Origin of the sequence: Dyadobacter fermentans DSM 18053, from assembly GCF_000023125.1 — a bacterium.
Taxonomy (GTDB): Bacteria; Bacteroidota; Bacteroidia; order Cytophagales; family Spirosomataceae; genus Dyadobacter; species Dyadobacter fermentans.
In genome coordinates this window covers 4927820-4945200 of the sequence record NC_013037.1, presented here as the reverse complement: position 1 = coordinate 4945200, position 17381 = coordinate 4927820, and the positions used below count along the sequence as shown (strand labels likewise).

The following is a 17381-nucleotide window of genomic DNA, read 5'->3' as shown; positions in this document are numbered from 1 at the left end:
TCTTAAAAAGACGGCAAGTTAGCGGTTACGGGCGATATTTCTAAACTATTTGCTCCTCTTTGCGGACCGGCAGCCAGATCGTAAATGTGCTTCCCTCACCCGGTTTGCTTTGCAGGCGGACGGTGCCCTCGTGCGCCTCCACCATCTTTTTGACATAACTCAAACCAAGCCCGAAGCCCTTCACATCATGCACATTACCCGTAGGCACGCGGTAGAAAGTGTCGAAAACGCGCTGCTGCTGCTCGCGGCTCATGCCAATGCCCCGATCGGTGATGGAGATGGAAATGCCGCCATGCTCGTTTTCGGTACTGATATTGATGTACAGCTTTTCCGGCGAGTATTTGATCGCATTGTCGATGAGGTTGTTCAAAATGTTGGAGATATGCACTTCGTCGGCCGCCACCACGTCATCTTCCGCATCGAAATTGAGCTCTACTTCCCCTTCTTTTTGCTCAATCTGCACGCTCTGCCCGTTCAGCGCCCCTCCTATCAGGTCGTGAATGTTGGTTTCAGCGATTTTGAGTTTTACATGACCTTTGTCGAGCAATGCCATTTGCAAAACTTTCTCCACGTGCGTGCCAAGGCGCCGGTTTTCCTCCCGGATAATGCCCAGGTAGCGGTCGAGGCGCGCGCCCTTGGGATTATCCATGAGTGTGGCCGAATTCTCCTGTGCCATTTCCGCCGCCAATGCAATGGTCGAAATGGGTGTTTTGAACTCGTGGGTCATGTTATTGATAAAGTCGTTTTTAATGTCGGAAAGCTTTTTCTGGCGCAGGATCGTCGTCACGGCCATGTAGAAGCAGGCCATGATTACGATAATCAGGACGCCGGAGCCGCCGAACATCACGCCCATGTTGCTGAGAATGTACCGCTGCTGATCGGGGAAAAACACATATAATGCATTCTGAGCTCCTAATGTCTCGTTCGGGAAAAGCGAGGCTTTGTAAGATCTTTCCTCCCATTCGCCCCGGCGCATGCTCACGGTCGAGAAGATGAGGCTATCCGGCGACTGGCCGGGTATTGCGCCGCGCACGGCAAATTCGTACGGCAGCGTCACCCCATTCTGGATCAGCTGCTTTTTTAACAAAGTATCGAGCAAAAAGCGGTTCACACGCTGCTCAATCGGCCTTTTGGTATAAATAAAATCCTTCATTACCTCTTTCAGCAGCTCGGCCCGGTCGGGTTCCGCGGAAGTGAGCGTTGCGCGTGACTTTTGCTTGCCTTTTGCATTGTCAGGTAATGCTACTTTCCTGTTCGCCGCATTCCGGGCAGCCGAATCTTTCGGCGCGGAGTCGATGCCTTTCCGACGGATTTCGGTATCGGCCATACCACGCATTGCATTTCCCAAACGGCGCTCATCGTCCAGCCTGCGGCGCATAAACTCGTCTATCCCGGCCATTCCATACTGCTGCGCCTGGAAAAACTCTTCGATAATGCGTTGCTGATGATCTACCATCACCCTGAAATTCGGGCTGAGTACGTCCGTTGGAACGGCTTCGGTGATGATCTGATAATGGATTTCCTCGCCGTTCGGGCCAATGGCGATTTCCATCCTCGGCTGCACGCGCGGGACCATTTCCTGAACGGGGGCTTTCTGCTTGACCGGCGCGGTCCGTTTCACAGGCATTTCACGCAGCTGCGCAATGCGGTCGAGCTTGCTTTTTTGCTGCTCTGCCTCGATGCGGCGTTGCAGGAGGTACATCATTTCTTGCTTTTCCAACCGGTGCACCACCTGTTGTACCGATTCCGAGACTTTCTGATTGAACTGGTCGTTCCGGATCGCGATCGCTTCCCTGATCCAGTACCATTGAAAGCCGATCAGCCCGATTAATGCGAGGCACATCAGCCCTACGATAATTTGTATTTTCCGCTTGGTCATAATTTCCGCTTCCCGTATGCAACGCAGGCGATGCTCCGCCCGACATTTTGCCAAGAACAAATTTAATGTTTCGCCCCCGGTCAAAGGTGTTTTTAACATTATTTAACAACGCCCCAAGCAACATAGCCATGGTTTTGCAATTCATTCAGACTCAAAACAAAAACTGCTTTATGAAAACTGTTTCAATTCAAAAACTGACATGGTCGCTGCTGCTCGTGGCGGCACCGGTATTCCTATCCGTCGCGCAGGCGCAATCCGACAAAAAGCCCAAAAAGGATGACGACGACAAGAAAACGAGCATCAGGGTGCGGGTAAGCGAGGACGACAACGGCAAAGTGCGCGACATTGAAAAGAGTTATGAAGTGGGCGCAATGACCGATTCCGAAAGGCAGCGGTTCATCGACAAAGTGCTCGACTCGCTGAATGTCGACAAAAAGGGAAAGCAAACCATTTCAATCACCGTAGATGACGGGGCTGATGGCGTGATCGCCTCCAAAAAGCGCAAAAAAGTGATCATCGACCACCGTGACCCACGCGAGCCGATGGCGTTCCATTGGGACGGCGATTTCAAGTATGAATGGGATTCGGACAAATTCCGCGAAAACATGAAAACCATCGAAAAGAACTTCGAGCGGAACTTTCATCCCAAAGCGAAGATGATGATGCGCGACATGGAAGACATGGGCAGAAATTTCAGCAAGAGTTTCGACTATGCCTGGGAAAACCATGGTAACGTAAAAGCCGCCAGCATCCGGTCGCTCACAGCCTACGCCAACAACCCGGCCGACGATGTGCTGAACCTCCGTTTCAGTGTGCCGCAAAAAGGCAATGTGACCGTAACCATTACCGACACGAAAGGCAAGGAAGTAGGCAAAAAGGAAATCCACGAGTTTGAAGGCGACTACGTAGGCCAGATCGAACTTAAGAAAAATACAAAAGGAACGCTGTTCGTAACGGTGGTTCAGAATGAGGACGGAGCGGTAAAAAGGGTGGTTATCCCTTGAATGGAGCCACTTTTACGATAGCGAATCCCCTTGGTCGGCCACGACCAAGGGGATTTTTCTTGTAAAAATTATGCAACAATTTCGCTGACATATAGTAAGAGTTGTAAATTTGCCGCTAATTCACCATTCTACCCGACATCAATTTTTGAAGCGACTATGCTGAATCTTATACTGTTTGGCCCTCCGGGAGCCGGGAAAGGTACCCAAAGTGAAAAAATAATTGCAAAGTACAATTTGATCCACCTTTCGACAGGAGATCTGCTGCGCTCCGAAATTCAGGCCGGAACGGAGCTGGGACTGAAAGCCAAAACGCTGATGGACCAGGGCATTCTGGTGCCGGACGAAGTGGTAATCGGGATGATCGATAACAAATTGAAAGAGCACCGCAGCGCGGCAGGCTTCATTTTTGATGGTTTTCCAAGAACCGTTAAACAGGCCGAAGCACTCGACAACCTGTTGGCAAGCTATAATGAAAGCATTTCCGTGATGGTTGCATTGTCGGTAAACGACGACGAACTGCTCGCACGCTTGCTGAACCGCGGCAAGACATCAGGCCGCCCCGACGACCAGAACGAAGAACTGATCGCGAAGCGCATTCAGGAATATAACAGCAAAACAAAACCCGTTGCCGACTACTACCAGGAACAAGGTAAATTCGTCGCTATCAACGGAATAGGTGAAATCGATTCGATCTTCGGAGAAATCTCCGGGGCGATCGAAGCAGCCTGATTTCCATTTTCCCCACTATACTCACATGGCCTCCTCTAACTTCATCGACTACGTAAAAATTAATGCGCGCTCTGGTAACGGCGGTGCGGGATCTATGCACTTCAGACGTGAAAAACACGTCGAGAAAGGCGGTCCCGACGGCGGCGACGGCGGGCGCGGAGGCCACGTGATCCTGAAAGGCAATGCCCAGCTCTGGACACTGCTGCATTTGAAATACACCAAGCACGTCAAAGCATTCGACGGTAAAGGCGGCGAAGGCGGCCGCCGCACGGGCGCGATCGGAAAGGACATTATCCTGGAAGTTCCGCTGGGTACAATCGCCAAAAACGCCGAAACCGGCGAACAACTGTTCGAAATCACCGAAGACGGGCAGGAAATGATCCTGCTGCGCGGCGGTCGGGGCGGAATGGGCAACGACCATTTCAAGTCGGCCACCAACCAAACACCCCAATATGCACAGCCGGGCGAGCCCGGAAAAGAAGAATGGTTCATTCTCGAACTGAAAGTGCTGGCGGATGTGGGGCTGGTAGGCTTTCCTAATGCCGGTAAATCGACATTACTCTCGGTAGTCTCAGCTGCCAAGCCGGAAATCGCCGATTATCCCTTCACCACCCTCGTACCCAACCTGGGTGTAGTCCCTTACCGCGACTACAAATCTTTCGTGATGGCCGACATTCCGGGCATTATCGAAGGCGCCTCGCAGGGAAAAGGGCTTGGCTTGCGTTTCCTGCGGCATATTGAACGCAATTCGATCCTCCTGTTCCTGGTTCCGGCCACGAGCGAGGACATCGAAGCGGAATATCAGACACTCGTACAGGAGCTTCGCCTGTACAATCCTCAGCTACTCGACAAGAGCCGCATTCTCGCCATCTCCAAAATGGATGTTCTTTCTGACGAAGAGCGCCTTACACTGCAAGACAATCTACCCAACGGCATCCCAGCGCTTTTAATTTCTGCAATAACCCAAGAAGGAGTTGAACAATTAAAAGATAAAATATGGGAACTTATCAATTCACCGTTTCCCGTACGGTAATGTTGTGTTACGTACAATAATATTTTCTTGAAAGAGGCAACCTTTCGGTGCAATTTTTGTGTCCAAGAAATTATTTCCAAAGAATTTTCAGTTCATCATGAGACACTATCTACCATTTTTGTTTTGGGTAGTATTAAGTATTTTTTCCTTCTCCGCACACGGTCAAATCAACATCGATTTCCCATCGGATCGCGCCGTTTTTCAGCGTGATAAAGGCAATAAGGCGAACATTTTCGTTGCCGGAAGCTATACCAGAATAGCCGACAAGATTGAGGTCAAACTCTCCGCCCGCGATGGTGGCTCCGACAAGGATTGGACAACGGTTAAAGACAAACCGCAGGGTGGTTTCTTCTCGGGCACAATTTCCGACGTACAGGGTGGCTGGTATAAAATGGAGATCCGGGCTTCCAAAGGCGGACAGGTGATTGCCACGAACTCCGTCGAGCACGTGGGTGTGGGCGAGGTGTTTATGATCGCCGGCCAATCCAATGGCGAAGGTTACAGGGATGGCCAGCCCAATCCCGGGGACATATGGGATGCTCAGGGCGCAGGTGACGACCGGGTAAGTGTTGTAGCGCATTCTACTGTGCCCGATCAAGCTAACCTTCCGAGTGGCGACTCCAATTTCCCTTATCCGAATTTCGGACACCTTGATAAAGACAGTAACATCTCTCCGCGCGGCAAAACGGCCTGGTGCTGGGGAAGATTGGGAGACAGACTTGTTTCCAAACTCGGCGTGCCGGTACTGTTTTTCAATGTAGCATGGTACGGAAGCCACGTAGGAGCATGGAGAGAAAGCATCAACGGAGGCAGGCCGAAGTCCGTGTATGCCGACGCCTATTTCGATCCAGCAGGAATGCCATTCGGTAATATGCGTGACGTGATCCGCCGCTATACTTCGCTTACCGGCATGCGCGGCGTGCTCTGGATCCAGGGCGAAGCCGACACCGACAACCGCACGGGCACCGACTCGTATTTCAACGACCTTAAAGCCGTCATAGAAGCATCCCGCAATGAATCCGGCCAGGATATTTCCTGGATGGTCTCTCAAACTTCCTATATCCGGGGCAATACCAGCAACCAGGTGATCGCCGGCCAGGGAAGAGTTATCAGTGAGGTGCCAAACGTTTTCCAGGGACCGCTTACCGACCTAATCCAAACTCCCCGCATTGACGGCGACAATGTCCATTTCATGAAAGATGGGCTCATTCAGCTCGCCGATGCATGGTATGATCGCCTTAACGATGATTTTTTCGCCCGGTCCAACCCCTATTCGGGCATGTCGCCGCTGCGCATCTCTGCCTCCTGTGCAGGTAATGGCAATGTGAACTTGACGGTCGAAAATGGCGGCGTGCGCGATATCAGTTGGAGCAGCGGCGGAAATTCCAACAGCGTACAAGTCGGCAACGGAACTTACCGTGTTACAGCGAGGGACGATCGTAACAACCTGATCTGGTCGCCCGAAATCCGCATTTCGGAACAAATTCAGCCTAATCAGCCCACCATTTCCATCGACGGCAGCAACCCGGTTTGTTTGGGCAATACAGCCACGCTCGTTTCAAGTTCGGGAGAAAATGCGACCTGGAATACCGGCGCCACGGGCGACCGGCTGCCTGTAACCGCGGGCGGTGAATATTTCGTCAAAATCACCAACATTTACGGCTGCGAGGCGCAATCCGAGAAGATCGCGATGAGAGTAGTAACCTCGCCATTGCCTGCCAAACCAAAGATTACAGCTTCTGGCGGCCTGATATTCTGCCAGGGCGGCGAAGTGACGCTCACTTCGGATTCGAAAGAGAAAAGCGTATGGTCCAACGGTGTGACCAATGCAAGCATTACCGCTGTTTCCTCCGGCGATTTCCGCGTACGTGCACTCGATGAAGAAGGCTGCTACTCTCCCGAATCGGATGTGGTAAGCGTAAAAGTGAATCCACTACCGGATAAACCACAGATTTCATTGGGTGGTGAAACCACATTCTGCGACGGCGGCAACGTGACGATGACATCCAGCTACGACTCAGGCAACATCTGGAGCACGACTGCCACCACCAAAACGATTTCAGTAACCGCCACAGGCACCTTCTCGCTCACGCAGCGCGATGCCAACGGATGTGAATCCAAATCCGACGAAGTGGCTGTGAAAGTAAACCCGTTGCCCGCAACACCTACGGTCACATCGCTGCGCCCGACGACATTCTGCGACCGCGATTACACGACGCTCCGCAGCAGCGAGGCCTATTCCTACCAATGGAGCAATGGTTCAACCGAGCGGGAAATCGAAATTCGTACTTCCGGCAATTTTACTATTTCGGCCAAAGATGCCAATGGCTGTGTTTCGCCTGTATCGCCCGTGGTGCAGGTAGTAGCAAACCCGCTTCCGCCAACACCCGCAATTACCGCCGACGGGCCAACGACATTCTGCGCCGACCTGAGTGTGAACCTGACTTCGACCACAGCCGCCGGCTTCCTGTGGAGCAACGGAGCTTCCACCCAAACATTGAAAGTAACTGCCGCCGGTAACTACTCGGTACAGACGATCAACGAGTTCCAATGCTACTCCGACCGCAGCAATGAGATTTCCACCCAAACCCTCGCATTGCCGCCGTCGCCCAGCGTAACGGCGCGTGAGGCAACTACTTTCTGCGATGGCGACACCATTTATCTGAAAGCGTCCAATGGCAATTCATTCTTTTGGAGCAACGGCCTCGAAGGCGATAGCATTGAAGTATTCCAAACCGGCGACTATGCCGCGCGGATCGTCGATGACCAAGGTTGCTATTCTCCATATTCGGCCCGGATCGCCATTGAGGTAAAACCTTCACCGACAGCTCCGAATATTAAGAAAACCGGGGTTTACACACTTTTCGCAGAGAATAACCTCAATACAGGAGACCATGTGTGGAAGTATAATGATGTGGAATTGACTGAAAACAGTGCAACGTTGAAGGCCGTCCGTGCGGGTAAATATGTGGTGAACAACACCATCGTTTATAGTCCTACGCTCACTTGCGCGTCCGAATTCTCCGAGCCGTTCCAGTTCTATCTCGACACTGAGAATCCGGGCTTTGTAGCATACCCCAATCCCGCCTCTGCCGAGAGGGTAACGGTTGAAACGCTGGCTGATGTGTTCAATGCGGAAGTTCAGATCATCGATAGTCGCGGTATCATTCACCGGACCTATCGGGTGGCGAAATTCGACCGTCAGCATTTCTTTAACATCATGGGACTTTCGAGCGGGATCTATTTCATCCGCATCAATTCAACCACGCTGAATGCGACGCAGAAACTGGTGATCGTACGGTAAAAAGCAGGCGTAAAGAACCTTTCCGGGTATTATATGGGGCCAAAGAAATGCCTTTGGTTTATCGCCAGCGTGCGCTCAAGCAAAAAACCCGGAATAGTGATATTATAGCCAAAATAATCCCTTACATTTGTGACCGTTTTGTAAGTGAACACGTTACCACATCAAACTTCGTTTTAGCCGAAAAAACTTTACCTGTATCAGAGTTTCCAATGCGTTATAGAATTATTCTTCCGGTAGTGGCAAAGGCATTGCTGTTGGTATGTCTCGTTTCGTCGACAGTATTTTCCCAGATTAAAATTACCTCCCCAACTTTCCAGGCCGTATATCAGCGTGATATTTCGGGACAGCGAGAGCTTACCGTTTCCGGTACATTCACGGCTCTGATGGATAAGATCGAGATCAGGGCGGTTCCTGTTGTGCAGGGGCAGGGCGTGGAAACGCCGTGGCAAGATTTGCAGGTTGCGCCGAAAGGTGGCGTGTTCATGGGAACGATCACATTATACGGTGGATGGTACACGCTGGAAGTACGCGGCATTGCCGACGGAAAGGTGGTCGGCCGCGACGTGCTGGCCCGCGTGGGTATCGGTGAAGTTTTCCTTATCGCAGGTCAGTCGAATGCGCAGGGCCTTAAAGGCAAGCCAACCCCTCCGGGAGCCAACGACGACCGTGTGCTGTATATCGACAACTACGAAAATGACCCCGACGGCCGTTACAATGACTTGCTTACAGACCCCGTTCCCCCGACATTCTCCAAAATCACTAGTGATATTAAAACCATGTCCCCCCGCGGCCAGACAGCCTGGTGCTGGGGAGCGTTGGGCGACTTGCTGGTTTCGAAACTGAATGTGCCCGTGCTGTTTATCAATGCTGCATGGGAAGGCACTTCGGTTACCAACTGGGCTGAGAGCGCTTCAGGACAAAGGACCGTCAGCTATTACGGATATAAATACAACACCGGCATGCCGTATGCCAACCTTCGCATCTCGGCCCGTAACTATGGCAACCAGTATGGCTTACGTGCGGTACTTTGGATGCAGGGCGAAACGGACGGCTTCTTCGGTACTCCTTCCGCGCTTTACCGCACGAGTTTGCAAAAAATCATCGACCAGCTGAGCATCGATACCCAAAAAAGGATCTATTGGGTAATCGCCCGCACCAGCCTTTCTTCTGGAGACGACAAGGTTGATCCGAAGCCATATCCCGGAATTATCGCCGCGCAGAATGCGGTCCTTAGTACGCCATTTAACCCGACATACGCAGGTCCGGAAACCGATCCGCTCGTGCCGGATCGCAAAGACGGCCTGCACTTCGAAGGCGAAGACCAGCTGCGCATTCTCGCCAATGCCTGGAACCAGAGTCTCGACGCCGACTTCTTCTCGCGCGTTACGCCTGTCGCTCCGGCTGCCGTACCGGCTATCACTGCCTCCTGCGTGACTGAAAACAATGCCGTGCGACTTTCGTTGCCGGCCGGATATGCCTCCTACGAGTGGAAAAGCACCAGAGAAGATAATCCGATCAGCACGCCCAAAAGCAGTACCATTACAGTGAGCAAAGCCGATACATACCGCGCCACCGTGCGTGATGCGGCTGGCAACTCCATCCTTACTTCGGTGGTAGTCCTCGATCACGACGCGAAACCGACGCAACCAAGCATTATCCAGCAAGGCGAGCAGCAGGCGTGCGCCGATTCGTCGTTCCAATTCTCGGTGAACGATGGCGGTAACATTTATGACTGGTACAAACAAGGCAGCACAACACCGATAGCTAGCGGCGTAACAGCTCAAATCGCTGAAAGCGGAAACTATTACGTGAGAGCACAGAACATTTTCGGTTGTATTTCCGAAAACTCTACCGCGTCCACACTCACCGTCCGTGCAGCCATTACCAAGCCGACGATCGAGCCGTCAGGACCTTTCAGCGTGTCGGCCAGCATTCCCGAAGGCACTCAGGTGAATGAAAGTTTTGTGTGGAGACGGCCGGGCACGGAAAGCGATACCACTGCAACGCTCATCAAAATCCTGAAATCGGGAGAGTATTCGGTTAAGGCAAAAGTCACTTACACGATCGGCAACAATAGCCTGGTTTGCTACTCCGACACCGCGTCACGCGAATTCAAAACCAACGAACAAAATGAGGTGGTGATTTACCCCAACCCAAGCCAGGGCACCTACATTTACATCGAATCGCGGGATAATATCAGGGACGCGGCAGTGGAGCTTTTCGACATCCGCGGCAACCTCATCAAAACCACACCTCCTGCCCTGCTCAACAGCCGGATGCAGATCGATGTGGGCCTTTTGCCGACTGGCAAGTACATTCTTCGCGTAACCGGTCAGGGACAGAGCCTTACCAAGCAAATTGTGATCAAGTAAACATTATTTCTGATTTTAGTACTAAATAAGCCCCGCTACAACGGGGCTTATTTAGTATGATACTAATTAGACGAAAGAATTTGATTGATAAATTTGCAAAGCCTAATTTTGAGAGACGGGGAGGAATGTAACCTACTGGCAACAGTTTTTCCGCTTTCCTGACCCTCTGTAACCGGATCATATATAATGAAAAACGAATATCTCCCTTCGGATTATTTGCCCATTATTGTGCAATTTCTGCTCGCTGCCGGCTTCATCGGCGGCACGATGATCGTCACTCACCTGATCGGCCCGAGCCGCAGAAGCAAAAAGAAAGACGATCCCTTCGAATGTGGTATCGAATCGGTTGGTGATGCCCGGACGCCCATTTCTGTGAAGTACTTCCTGGTAGCGATCCTGTTCGTATTGTTCGACGTCGAAGTGATCTTCATGTATCCCTGGGCTGTGAATTTCAAAGGCCTGGGAATGTTCGGGTTTATAGAAATGTTGTTGTTCATGGCACTTCTTTTGTCTGGTTTCTATTACGTGATTCGCAAGGGCGTACTGAACTGGGAAGAATAGGCTTCGAACATTGAAATACAAAGAATTATGAAAGAAGTAAAGATAGTGGAGGCTCCGCAAGGACATAGCGGATCTGGTTTTTTTGCAACTTCATTCGACGAAGCGATCGGTCTGGCACGTAGTTACTCACTCTGGCCATTGCCATTTGCTACTTCATGCTGCGGGATCGAGTTCATGGCAACCATGGGCGCGCATTACGATATTTCGCGTTTCGGTTCCGAACGTCCGAGCTTTTCGCCGCGTCAGGCAGATTTGCTGATGGTGATGGGGACGATCGCCAAGAAAATGGCGCCTGTTGTGAAGCAGGTTTATCTCCAAATGGCTGAGCCTCGCTGGGTAATGGCCGTAGGTGCCTGCGCTTCCAGCGGTGGTATTTTCGACACTTACAGCGTTTTGCAGGGTATCGACCGCATTATCCCTGTGGATGTATACGTACCCGGCTGCCCGCCACGTCCGGAGCAGATCATCGACGGCCTCATGCAGATCCAGTATCTGGCTCAGAATGAGAAACTTCGCCGCCGTAATACCGACGAATACCAGGAACTATTGGCATCATATAATATTCAGTAACCCCCTATGCTTACGAACCAGGAGGTAGCCGAAGGGCTTTTGGAAAAATTCGGCGATCAGGTTTTCGACTTCGAGGAGCCGTACGGTTTGTTGACACTCTCGACAACCCGCGAAGAGATTATTCCATTGATGGAGTTCCTGAAAGACCACAAACATTACCAGGTAATATTCCTGACCGACATTACGGGCGTTCAATATCCCGACAATGCAGGCAAGGAATACGTGGTGGTCTACCATATGCACAGCTTTGTGCACAACTTCCGCATCCGCATTAAAGTGGCACTTTCCGCCGCAGATATCCACATTCCGACGGCAACAGGCCTGTTTGCCAGCGCCAACTGGATGGAGCGGGAAACGTACGATTTTTTTGGTATCTTGTTTGACGGGCACCCCAACCTGAGGCGCATTCTGAACATCGAGGAAATGGATTATTTCCCGATGCGCAAAGAATACCCGATGGAGGACGCTACCCGCGAAGATAAAATTGACGCCCTTTTCGGCCGATGATCTATATTGAGTAAGAATATGGCAGATATTGAATTATTACCGCATAATGTCCCTTCTAACAGCGAGTTACCCGAACTCGTAGAAGAACTGACCACCCTCAACCTCGGCCCGACACACCCTGCTACCCACGGTATTTTCCAGAATGTCCTCAAAATGGACGGCGAAAAGATCGTTTCGGGTGAGCAGACCATCGGTTATATCCACCGTGCATTTGAGAAAATCGCCGAAAGAAGGCCATTTTACCAGATCACGACGCTTACCGACCGCATGAATTATTGCTCGTCCCCGATCAACAACATGGGATGGCATATGACGGTCGAGAAGCTGCTGGGCATCGAAGTACCAAAGAGAGCGCAGTACATCCGCGTGATCATGATGGAGCTCGCCCGCATTACCGATCACATCATTTGTAACAGTATCCTCGGTGTGGATACCGGCGCATTTACCGGCTTCCTCTATGTAATGCAGAAGCGCGAGGAGGTTTACGAGATTTACGAGGAAGTTTGCGGAGCGCGCCTTACCACCAACATGGGCCGCGTAGGCGGAATGGAACGCGACCTGTCAAGCGCGGCTATCCGCAAGATCAACGACTTTATCAAATCATTCCCGGCTGTGCTGCGCGAGCTCGAAAAGCTCCTCAACCGCAACCGGATATTCATGGACCGCACCATTAATGTGGGTCCCATTTCAGCAGAAAGAGCATTATCCTACGGCTTCACCGGCCCTAACCTGCGCGCTGCGGGTGTGGACTACGACGTACGTGTGATGAACCCCTATTCTTCTTACGAGGATTTCGATTTCGAAGTGCCTATCGGGCAGTCGGGCGATACGTTCGACCGCTATATGGTCCGTAATGAAGAAATGTGGCAAAGCCTTAAAATTGTGGAGCAGGCGATCAATAACCTGCCCGAGGGCCCTTATTATGCCGATGCCCCCGAGTTTTACCTTCCTCCTAAAAACGAGGTTTATAAAAGCATGGAAGCGCTCATTTACCATTTCAAAATCGTAATGGGCGAGATCGACGCACCGGCTGGCGAAGTATACCATGCTGTGGAAGGAGGAAACGGCGAGCTGGGCTTTTACCTGATCAGCGATGGCGGCAGGGCTCCGTACCGTCTGCATTTCCGCAGGCCAAGCTTTATCTATTATCAGGCATATCCTGAAATGTGCAAAGGCTCATCACTGTCGGATGCGATCCTGACGATGAGTAGCCTGAACGTAATTGCAGGTGAACTGGACGCTTAAAGTTTGTTAAAGACCTATTTAGAAATGACCGAATCACCTAATCTGGTTGCGTTCACACCCGAACGACTTGAAACAGTAAAAGAGATTATCGCACGTTATCCGGAGGGCCGCCAAAAATCGGCTCTTTTGCCTGTTTTGCACGTGGCCCAGGAACAATGGGGCTGGCTAAGCAGCGAAGTGATGGATTATGTAGCGGGAATTTTAAATATAGAACCCGTGGAGGTTTACGAGGTAGCGACCTTTTACACCATGTACCACCTCGACCCGGTGGGCAAACACGTGATCGAATATTGCCGTACAGGCCCTTGCTGCCTTATGGGCGGTGAAGATGTCTACGGGCATTTGAAGAAAAAACTGGGCATCGAAGCCGGTGAAACCACCGCCGACGGCAAGTTTACATTGAAAGAAGTAGAATGCCTCGCCGCATGCGGCTGGGGGCCGGTTTTCCAGATCCGCGAGCAGTTCTACATGAACCTGACCAACGAGAAGGTCGACCAAATCATAGAAGATTTAAGTAAATAAGCTCTTAGGAGCTGAAAATATTATCCTCAAATGGCTAGAAAAATTTTAACGGAGCATATCAATGTCCCCGGTATCGAAACCTTCGATGTTTATCGCAAACAGGGAGGCTATACTGCCGTTGAAAAGGCTATCAAAACCATGACCCCGGAAGAGGTGGTGGAAGAAGCGAAAAAATCCGGCGTGCGTGGCAGAGGTGGAGCGGGTTTCCCGATGGGAATGAAATGGGGCTTCCTGGCCAAGCCCGAGGGCGTTCCCCGCTACCTCGTGTGTAATGCCGATGAATCGGAGCCGGGTACGTTCAAGGACCACCATCTGATGAAATGCATTCCTCACTTGTTGATAGAGGGTATGATCATTTCAAGCTTTGCATTAGGTGCCAACAAGTCGTTCATCTACGTGCGCGGCGAGCTCATGTACGTGATCCGCATTCTGGAAAAAGCCATTGCAGAGGCAAAAGCGCAAGGTTTTTTAGGCAAAAATATCCTCGGCTCGGGCTACGACCTTGAACTGGTCGTGCAGCCGGGCGGCGGCGCTTACATTTGTGGCGAAGAAACCGCATTGCTCGAATCGCTGGAAGGAAAAAGAGGTAACCCGCGTAACAAGCCGCCATTCCCTGCGGTGAAAGGACTTTACCAAAGCCCTACCGTGGTGAACAACGTGGAGTCGATCTCCAATATGCCGTGGATTATCAACAATGGCGGCGATGCTTATGCACAAATCGGCATCGGTAGAAGTACCGGTACGAAATTGATTTCGGCGTCAGGCCACATTCAGAAGCCGGGTGTTTACGAAATCGAGCTGGGTGTAAGTGTAGAAGAGTTTTTGAATTCGGATGAATATTGCGGTGGTATCCGTAAAGGGCACCATTTGAAAGCATTGGTAGCAGGTGGATCATCCGTACCCATTCTTCCTGCAAACCTCATTATGAAAACGGCTGCCGGCGAAGATCGTCTGATGACGTACGAATCGCTTTCGGACGGTGGTTTTGCGACAGGTACCATGCTCGGTTCAGGCGGTTTTATCGTTTTTGACGAAACGGCCTGTATCGTTCGAAATACCTGGAATTTCTCGCGTTTTTACCACCACGAATCCTGCGGACAATGCAGCCCGTGCCGCGAAGGGACCGGCTGGATGGAGAAAGTGCTTCACCGCATCGAGCACGGTCACGGCAGCATGCACGACATCGATTTGCTCGTAGATATTTCAAAGAAAATAGAAGGTAACACCATTTGTCCGCTCGGCGACGCCGCAGCCTGGCCCGTAGCCAGCGCGATCCGCCATTTCCGCGACGAATTTGTGTGGCATATCACCAACCCGCAGGAAGCTACGGCTCCGGGCGCGGTTTACATGGGTGAAATGGCCCTGGTGTAATAGATCTCAGAACATTGTACTTGACTGGACATGGAAGAAGTTAAACCCCAATTATTGAAAATTACATTCGATGGCATCGAGGTCGAAGTAGAACCGGGCACAACCATCATGCAGGCGGCGCGCAAAATCGCCGAGGCAGATGACAGCCAGGGACACCTCGTTCCGCCGGCGATGTGCTACTATAAACCGCTTACCGCTTCCGGAGGTAAATGCCGCGCTTGTTTGGTGAAAGTTACCGCAGGCTCAGCCAAAGACCCCCGCCCGATGCCGAAACTCGTTCCTTCCTGCATTACACAGGTTCAGGATGGAATGGTGGTTGAAAACACCACCAACGAAGCGGTACTCGATACCCGCAAGAGCATTGTAGAATTCCTGCTGATCAATCACCCGCTCGACTGCCCTATCTGCGACCAGGCCGGTGAATGCCATTTGCAGGATTTTGCATTTGAGCACGGTTCGGTGAAAACGCGCTACGAGGAAGAAAGAAGGACTTTTGATAAAATCGATATCGGCCCGTACGTGCAGCTGCACATGACGCGCTGCATTCTCTGCTACCGCTGCGTGTACACTGCCGACCAGATCACCAACAAGCGTGTTCACGGCGTAATGAACCGCGGGGATGCTTCGGAAATCAGCACTTACATCGAAAAAGCGATCGATAACGACTTCTCCGGAAACGTGATCGACGTGTGCCCGGTAGGTGCATTGACCGACAAGACATTCCGCTTCAAAAACCGCGTATGGTTCACCAAGCCCGAAGACGCACACCGCGATTGCGACAAATGCTGCGGTAAAACGACTTTGTGGTACCGTGGTGATGAAGTAATCCGCGTGACTGCCCGCAAGAATACCTGGGGTGAGGTGACCGACTTCATTTGCAATACCTGCCGTTTTGAGAAGAAAAACACCAGCGACTGGGTTTTGGAAGGTCCTACCAAAGTGAAACGCAGCTCGGTGATTTCCGCCAACAAATACCGCAAAGACCTGGTAGCCAAACCCGATTTCGCATTGAAACTGGCAGCAACGCAGTTCAAACAGATCGACGACTCGCGCCCGTATGTGACCGACGAGGAAACGATCCGTCACCAAAGCATCGAGAATAACGATAAGGCCAACCACCGTTCGCTGGCGGCCAACAACAATTAAGAGAAATCAGTAGTCAAAGCAGCCGGATAAAATTGCTTTCCAATGACATTAGTAGAATTTTTGGTTAAAACCGCAACCATCGTCGCTGTCTTCGGGCTCACGCTGGTGATCGCGATGTACTCCACATGGGCCGAACGTAAAGTGGCAGGTTTCATTCAGGACCGCAGCGGCCCTAACCGTGCCGGTTGGGGCGGATTGTTGCAGCCGCTTGCCGATGCCGGTAAAATGTTCTTTAAAGAGGACTTTATTCCCGCATTAGCCAACAAATGGCTCTTTATCGCCGGTCCCAGCTTGGCAATGCTTACGGCGTTGCTGGCAAGTGCGGTAATCCCATTCGGCAGCACATTCCGCATTAACGGCCATGAAGTGGCATTGCAGGGCGTGGAATCGAACATTGGTATTTTGTACGTTTTCGGCGTTGTGGCGCTGGGTGTGTACGGTATTATGGTCGGTGGCTGGGCTTCTAACAACAAATTTTCGCTGCTCGGAGCGATCCGCGCGGCTTCTCAGAACATCAGCTACGAGGTAGCCATGGGCCTTTCGCTCATCGCGATTTTGATGATGAGCAGCTCGCTTTCACTGGGCGAAATCGTAGCGCAGCAGCACGGTATGAACTGGAATATCTTCTACCAGCCGCTGGGTTTCATCATTTTCATCACCTGCTCATTTGCGGAATGTAACCGCGTGCCTTTCGACCTGCCCGAATGTGAAACGGAGCTCGTAGGGGGTTACCACACGGAATACGGCAGTATGAAGCTCGGTTTCTACCTGTTTGCCGAATATATCAACATGTTCATTTCCTCGGCGATCATTTCCGTGCTCTATTTCGGTGGTTACAACTATCCGGGAATGGACTTCGTGTATGACCAGTTGGTGAAATCGTTCGGTACGGAGGTGGGCCATAACATCGCCACCTTGATCGGTACAGCTGTTTTCTTTGGAAAAGCATTGTTCTTCGTGTTCTTCTACATGTGGGTGCGCTGGACGATCCCGCGTTTCCGCTACGACCAGTTGATGAACCTGGGCTGGAAAAAGCTGATCCCTCTTGCTATTTTTAACATCATTATCACCGGTGCAGCCGTGCTTTTTTTGAAGCCCGTAATCACCGCGTGGTTGAATTAATATTAAAATCGCATTG

14 protein-coding genes are annotated in these 17381 nt (G+C 51.4%); 13 read left to right on the top strand and 1 reads right to left on the bottom strand.

Annotation, left to right across the window (positions count from 1 at the left end):
• Positions 1-40 precede the first annotated feature (40 nt).
• Positions 41-1879 carry a sensor histidine kinase gene (locus DFER_RS20375; protein ID WP_015813540.1) on the bottom strand — a complete coding sequence of 613 codons (1839 nt, stop codon included), beginning with the start codon at positions 1877-1879 and terminating at the stop codon, positions 41-43.
• A gap of 170 nt (positions 1880-2049) precedes the next feature.
• Here DFER_RS20375 and DFER_RS20370 point away from each other — a divergent pair, with 170 nt between their 5' ends.
• From DFER_RS20370 to nuoH, 13 genes are all read left to right on the top strand, one after another.
• A complete protein-coding gene (locus tag DFER_RS20370) occupies positions 2050-2883 on the top strand; it encodes a T9SS type A sorting domain-containing protein (RefSeq protein ID WP_229206066.1) in 834 nt (277 codons plus the stop codon).
• 156 nt (positions 2884-3039) lie between these two features.
• Positions 3040-3612, top strand: a complete 573-nt coding sequence (locus DFER_RS20365; protein ID WP_015813538.1) for an adenylate kinase — start codon at positions 3040-3042, stop codon at positions 3610-3612.
• 25 nt (positions 3613-3637) lie between these two features.
• On the top strand, positions 3638-4645 hold the full coding sequence (gene obgE / locus DFER_RS20360) for a GTPase ObgE (RefSeq protein WP_015813537.1): 1008 nt from the start codon (positions 3638-3640) through the stop codon (positions 4643-4645).
• A 97-nt stretch (positions 4646-4742) separates the two neighbouring features.
• Positions 4743-7949 carry a T9SS type A sorting domain-containing protein gene (locus DFER_RS20355; protein WP_015813536.1) on the top strand — a complete coding sequence of 1069 codons (3207 nt, stop codon included), beginning with the start codon at positions 4743-4745 and terminating at the stop codon, positions 7947-7949.
• Positions 7950-8158: 209 nt separating this feature from the next.
• The gene (locus DFER_RS20350; RefSeq protein WP_015813535.1) at positions 8159-10321 is read left to right on the top strand and encodes a T9SS type A sorting domain-containing protein; all 2163 of its coding nucleotides are present in this window, start codon (positions 8159-8161) and stop codon (positions 10319-10321) included.
• 186 nt (positions 10322-10507) lie between these two features.
• On the top strand, positions 10508-10882 hold the full coding sequence (locus tag DFER_RS20345; protein ID WP_015813534.1) for an NADH-quinone oxidoreductase subunit A: 375 nt from the start codon (positions 10508-10510) through the stop codon (positions 10880-10882).
• A gap of 27 nt (positions 10883-10909) precedes the next feature.
• Positions 10910-11452 (top strand): NADH-quinone oxidoreductase subunit B, encoded by a 543-nt coding sequence (locus DFER_RS20340; RefSeq protein ID WP_015813533.1) that lies wholly within the window; start codon positions 10910-10912, stop codon positions 11450-11452.
• 6 nt (positions 11453-11458) lie between these two features.
• A complete protein-coding gene (locus tag DFER_RS20335; RefSeq protein WP_015813532.1) occupies positions 11459-11959 on the top strand; it encodes an NADH-quinone oxidoreductase subunit C in 501 nt (166 codons plus the stop codon).
• Positions 11960-11977: 18 nt separating this feature from the next.
• Positions 11978-13204: an NADH dehydrogenase (quinone) subunit D gene (nuoD, locus tag DFER_RS20330; protein ID WP_015813531.1), complete on the top strand. Its 1227-nt coding sequence runs from the start codon at positions 11978-11980 to the stop codon at positions 13202-13204.
• A 24-nt stretch (positions 13205-13228) separates the two neighbouring features.
• Positions 13229-13726, top strand: a complete 498-nt coding sequence (gene nuoE / locus DFER_RS20325; RefSeq protein ID WP_015813530.1) for an NADH-quinone oxidoreductase subunit NuoE — start codon at positions 13229-13231, stop codon at positions 13724-13726.
• A 30-nt stretch (positions 13727-13756) separates the two neighbouring features.
• The gene (gene nuoF / locus DFER_RS20320; RefSeq protein WP_015813529.1) at positions 13757-15097 is read left to right on the top strand and encodes an NADH-quinone oxidoreductase subunit NuoF; all 1341 of its coding nucleotides are present in this window, start codon (positions 13757-13759) and stop codon (positions 15095-15097) included.
• A gap of 30 nt (positions 15098-15127) precedes the next feature.
• Positions 15128-16243, top strand: a complete 1116-nt coding sequence (locus DFER_RS20315) for an NADH-quinone oxidoreductase subunit G (protein ID WP_015813528.1) — start codon at positions 15128-15130, stop codon at positions 16241-16243.
• Between the two features lie 42 nt (positions 16244-16285).
• Complete coding sequence (nuoH, locus tag DFER_RS20310; protein WP_015813527.1) at positions 16286-17365, top strand: NADH-quinone oxidoreductase subunit NuoH; 1080 nt, start codon at positions 16286-16288, stop codon at positions 17363-17365.
• Positions 17366-17381: the final 16 nt, after the last annotated feature.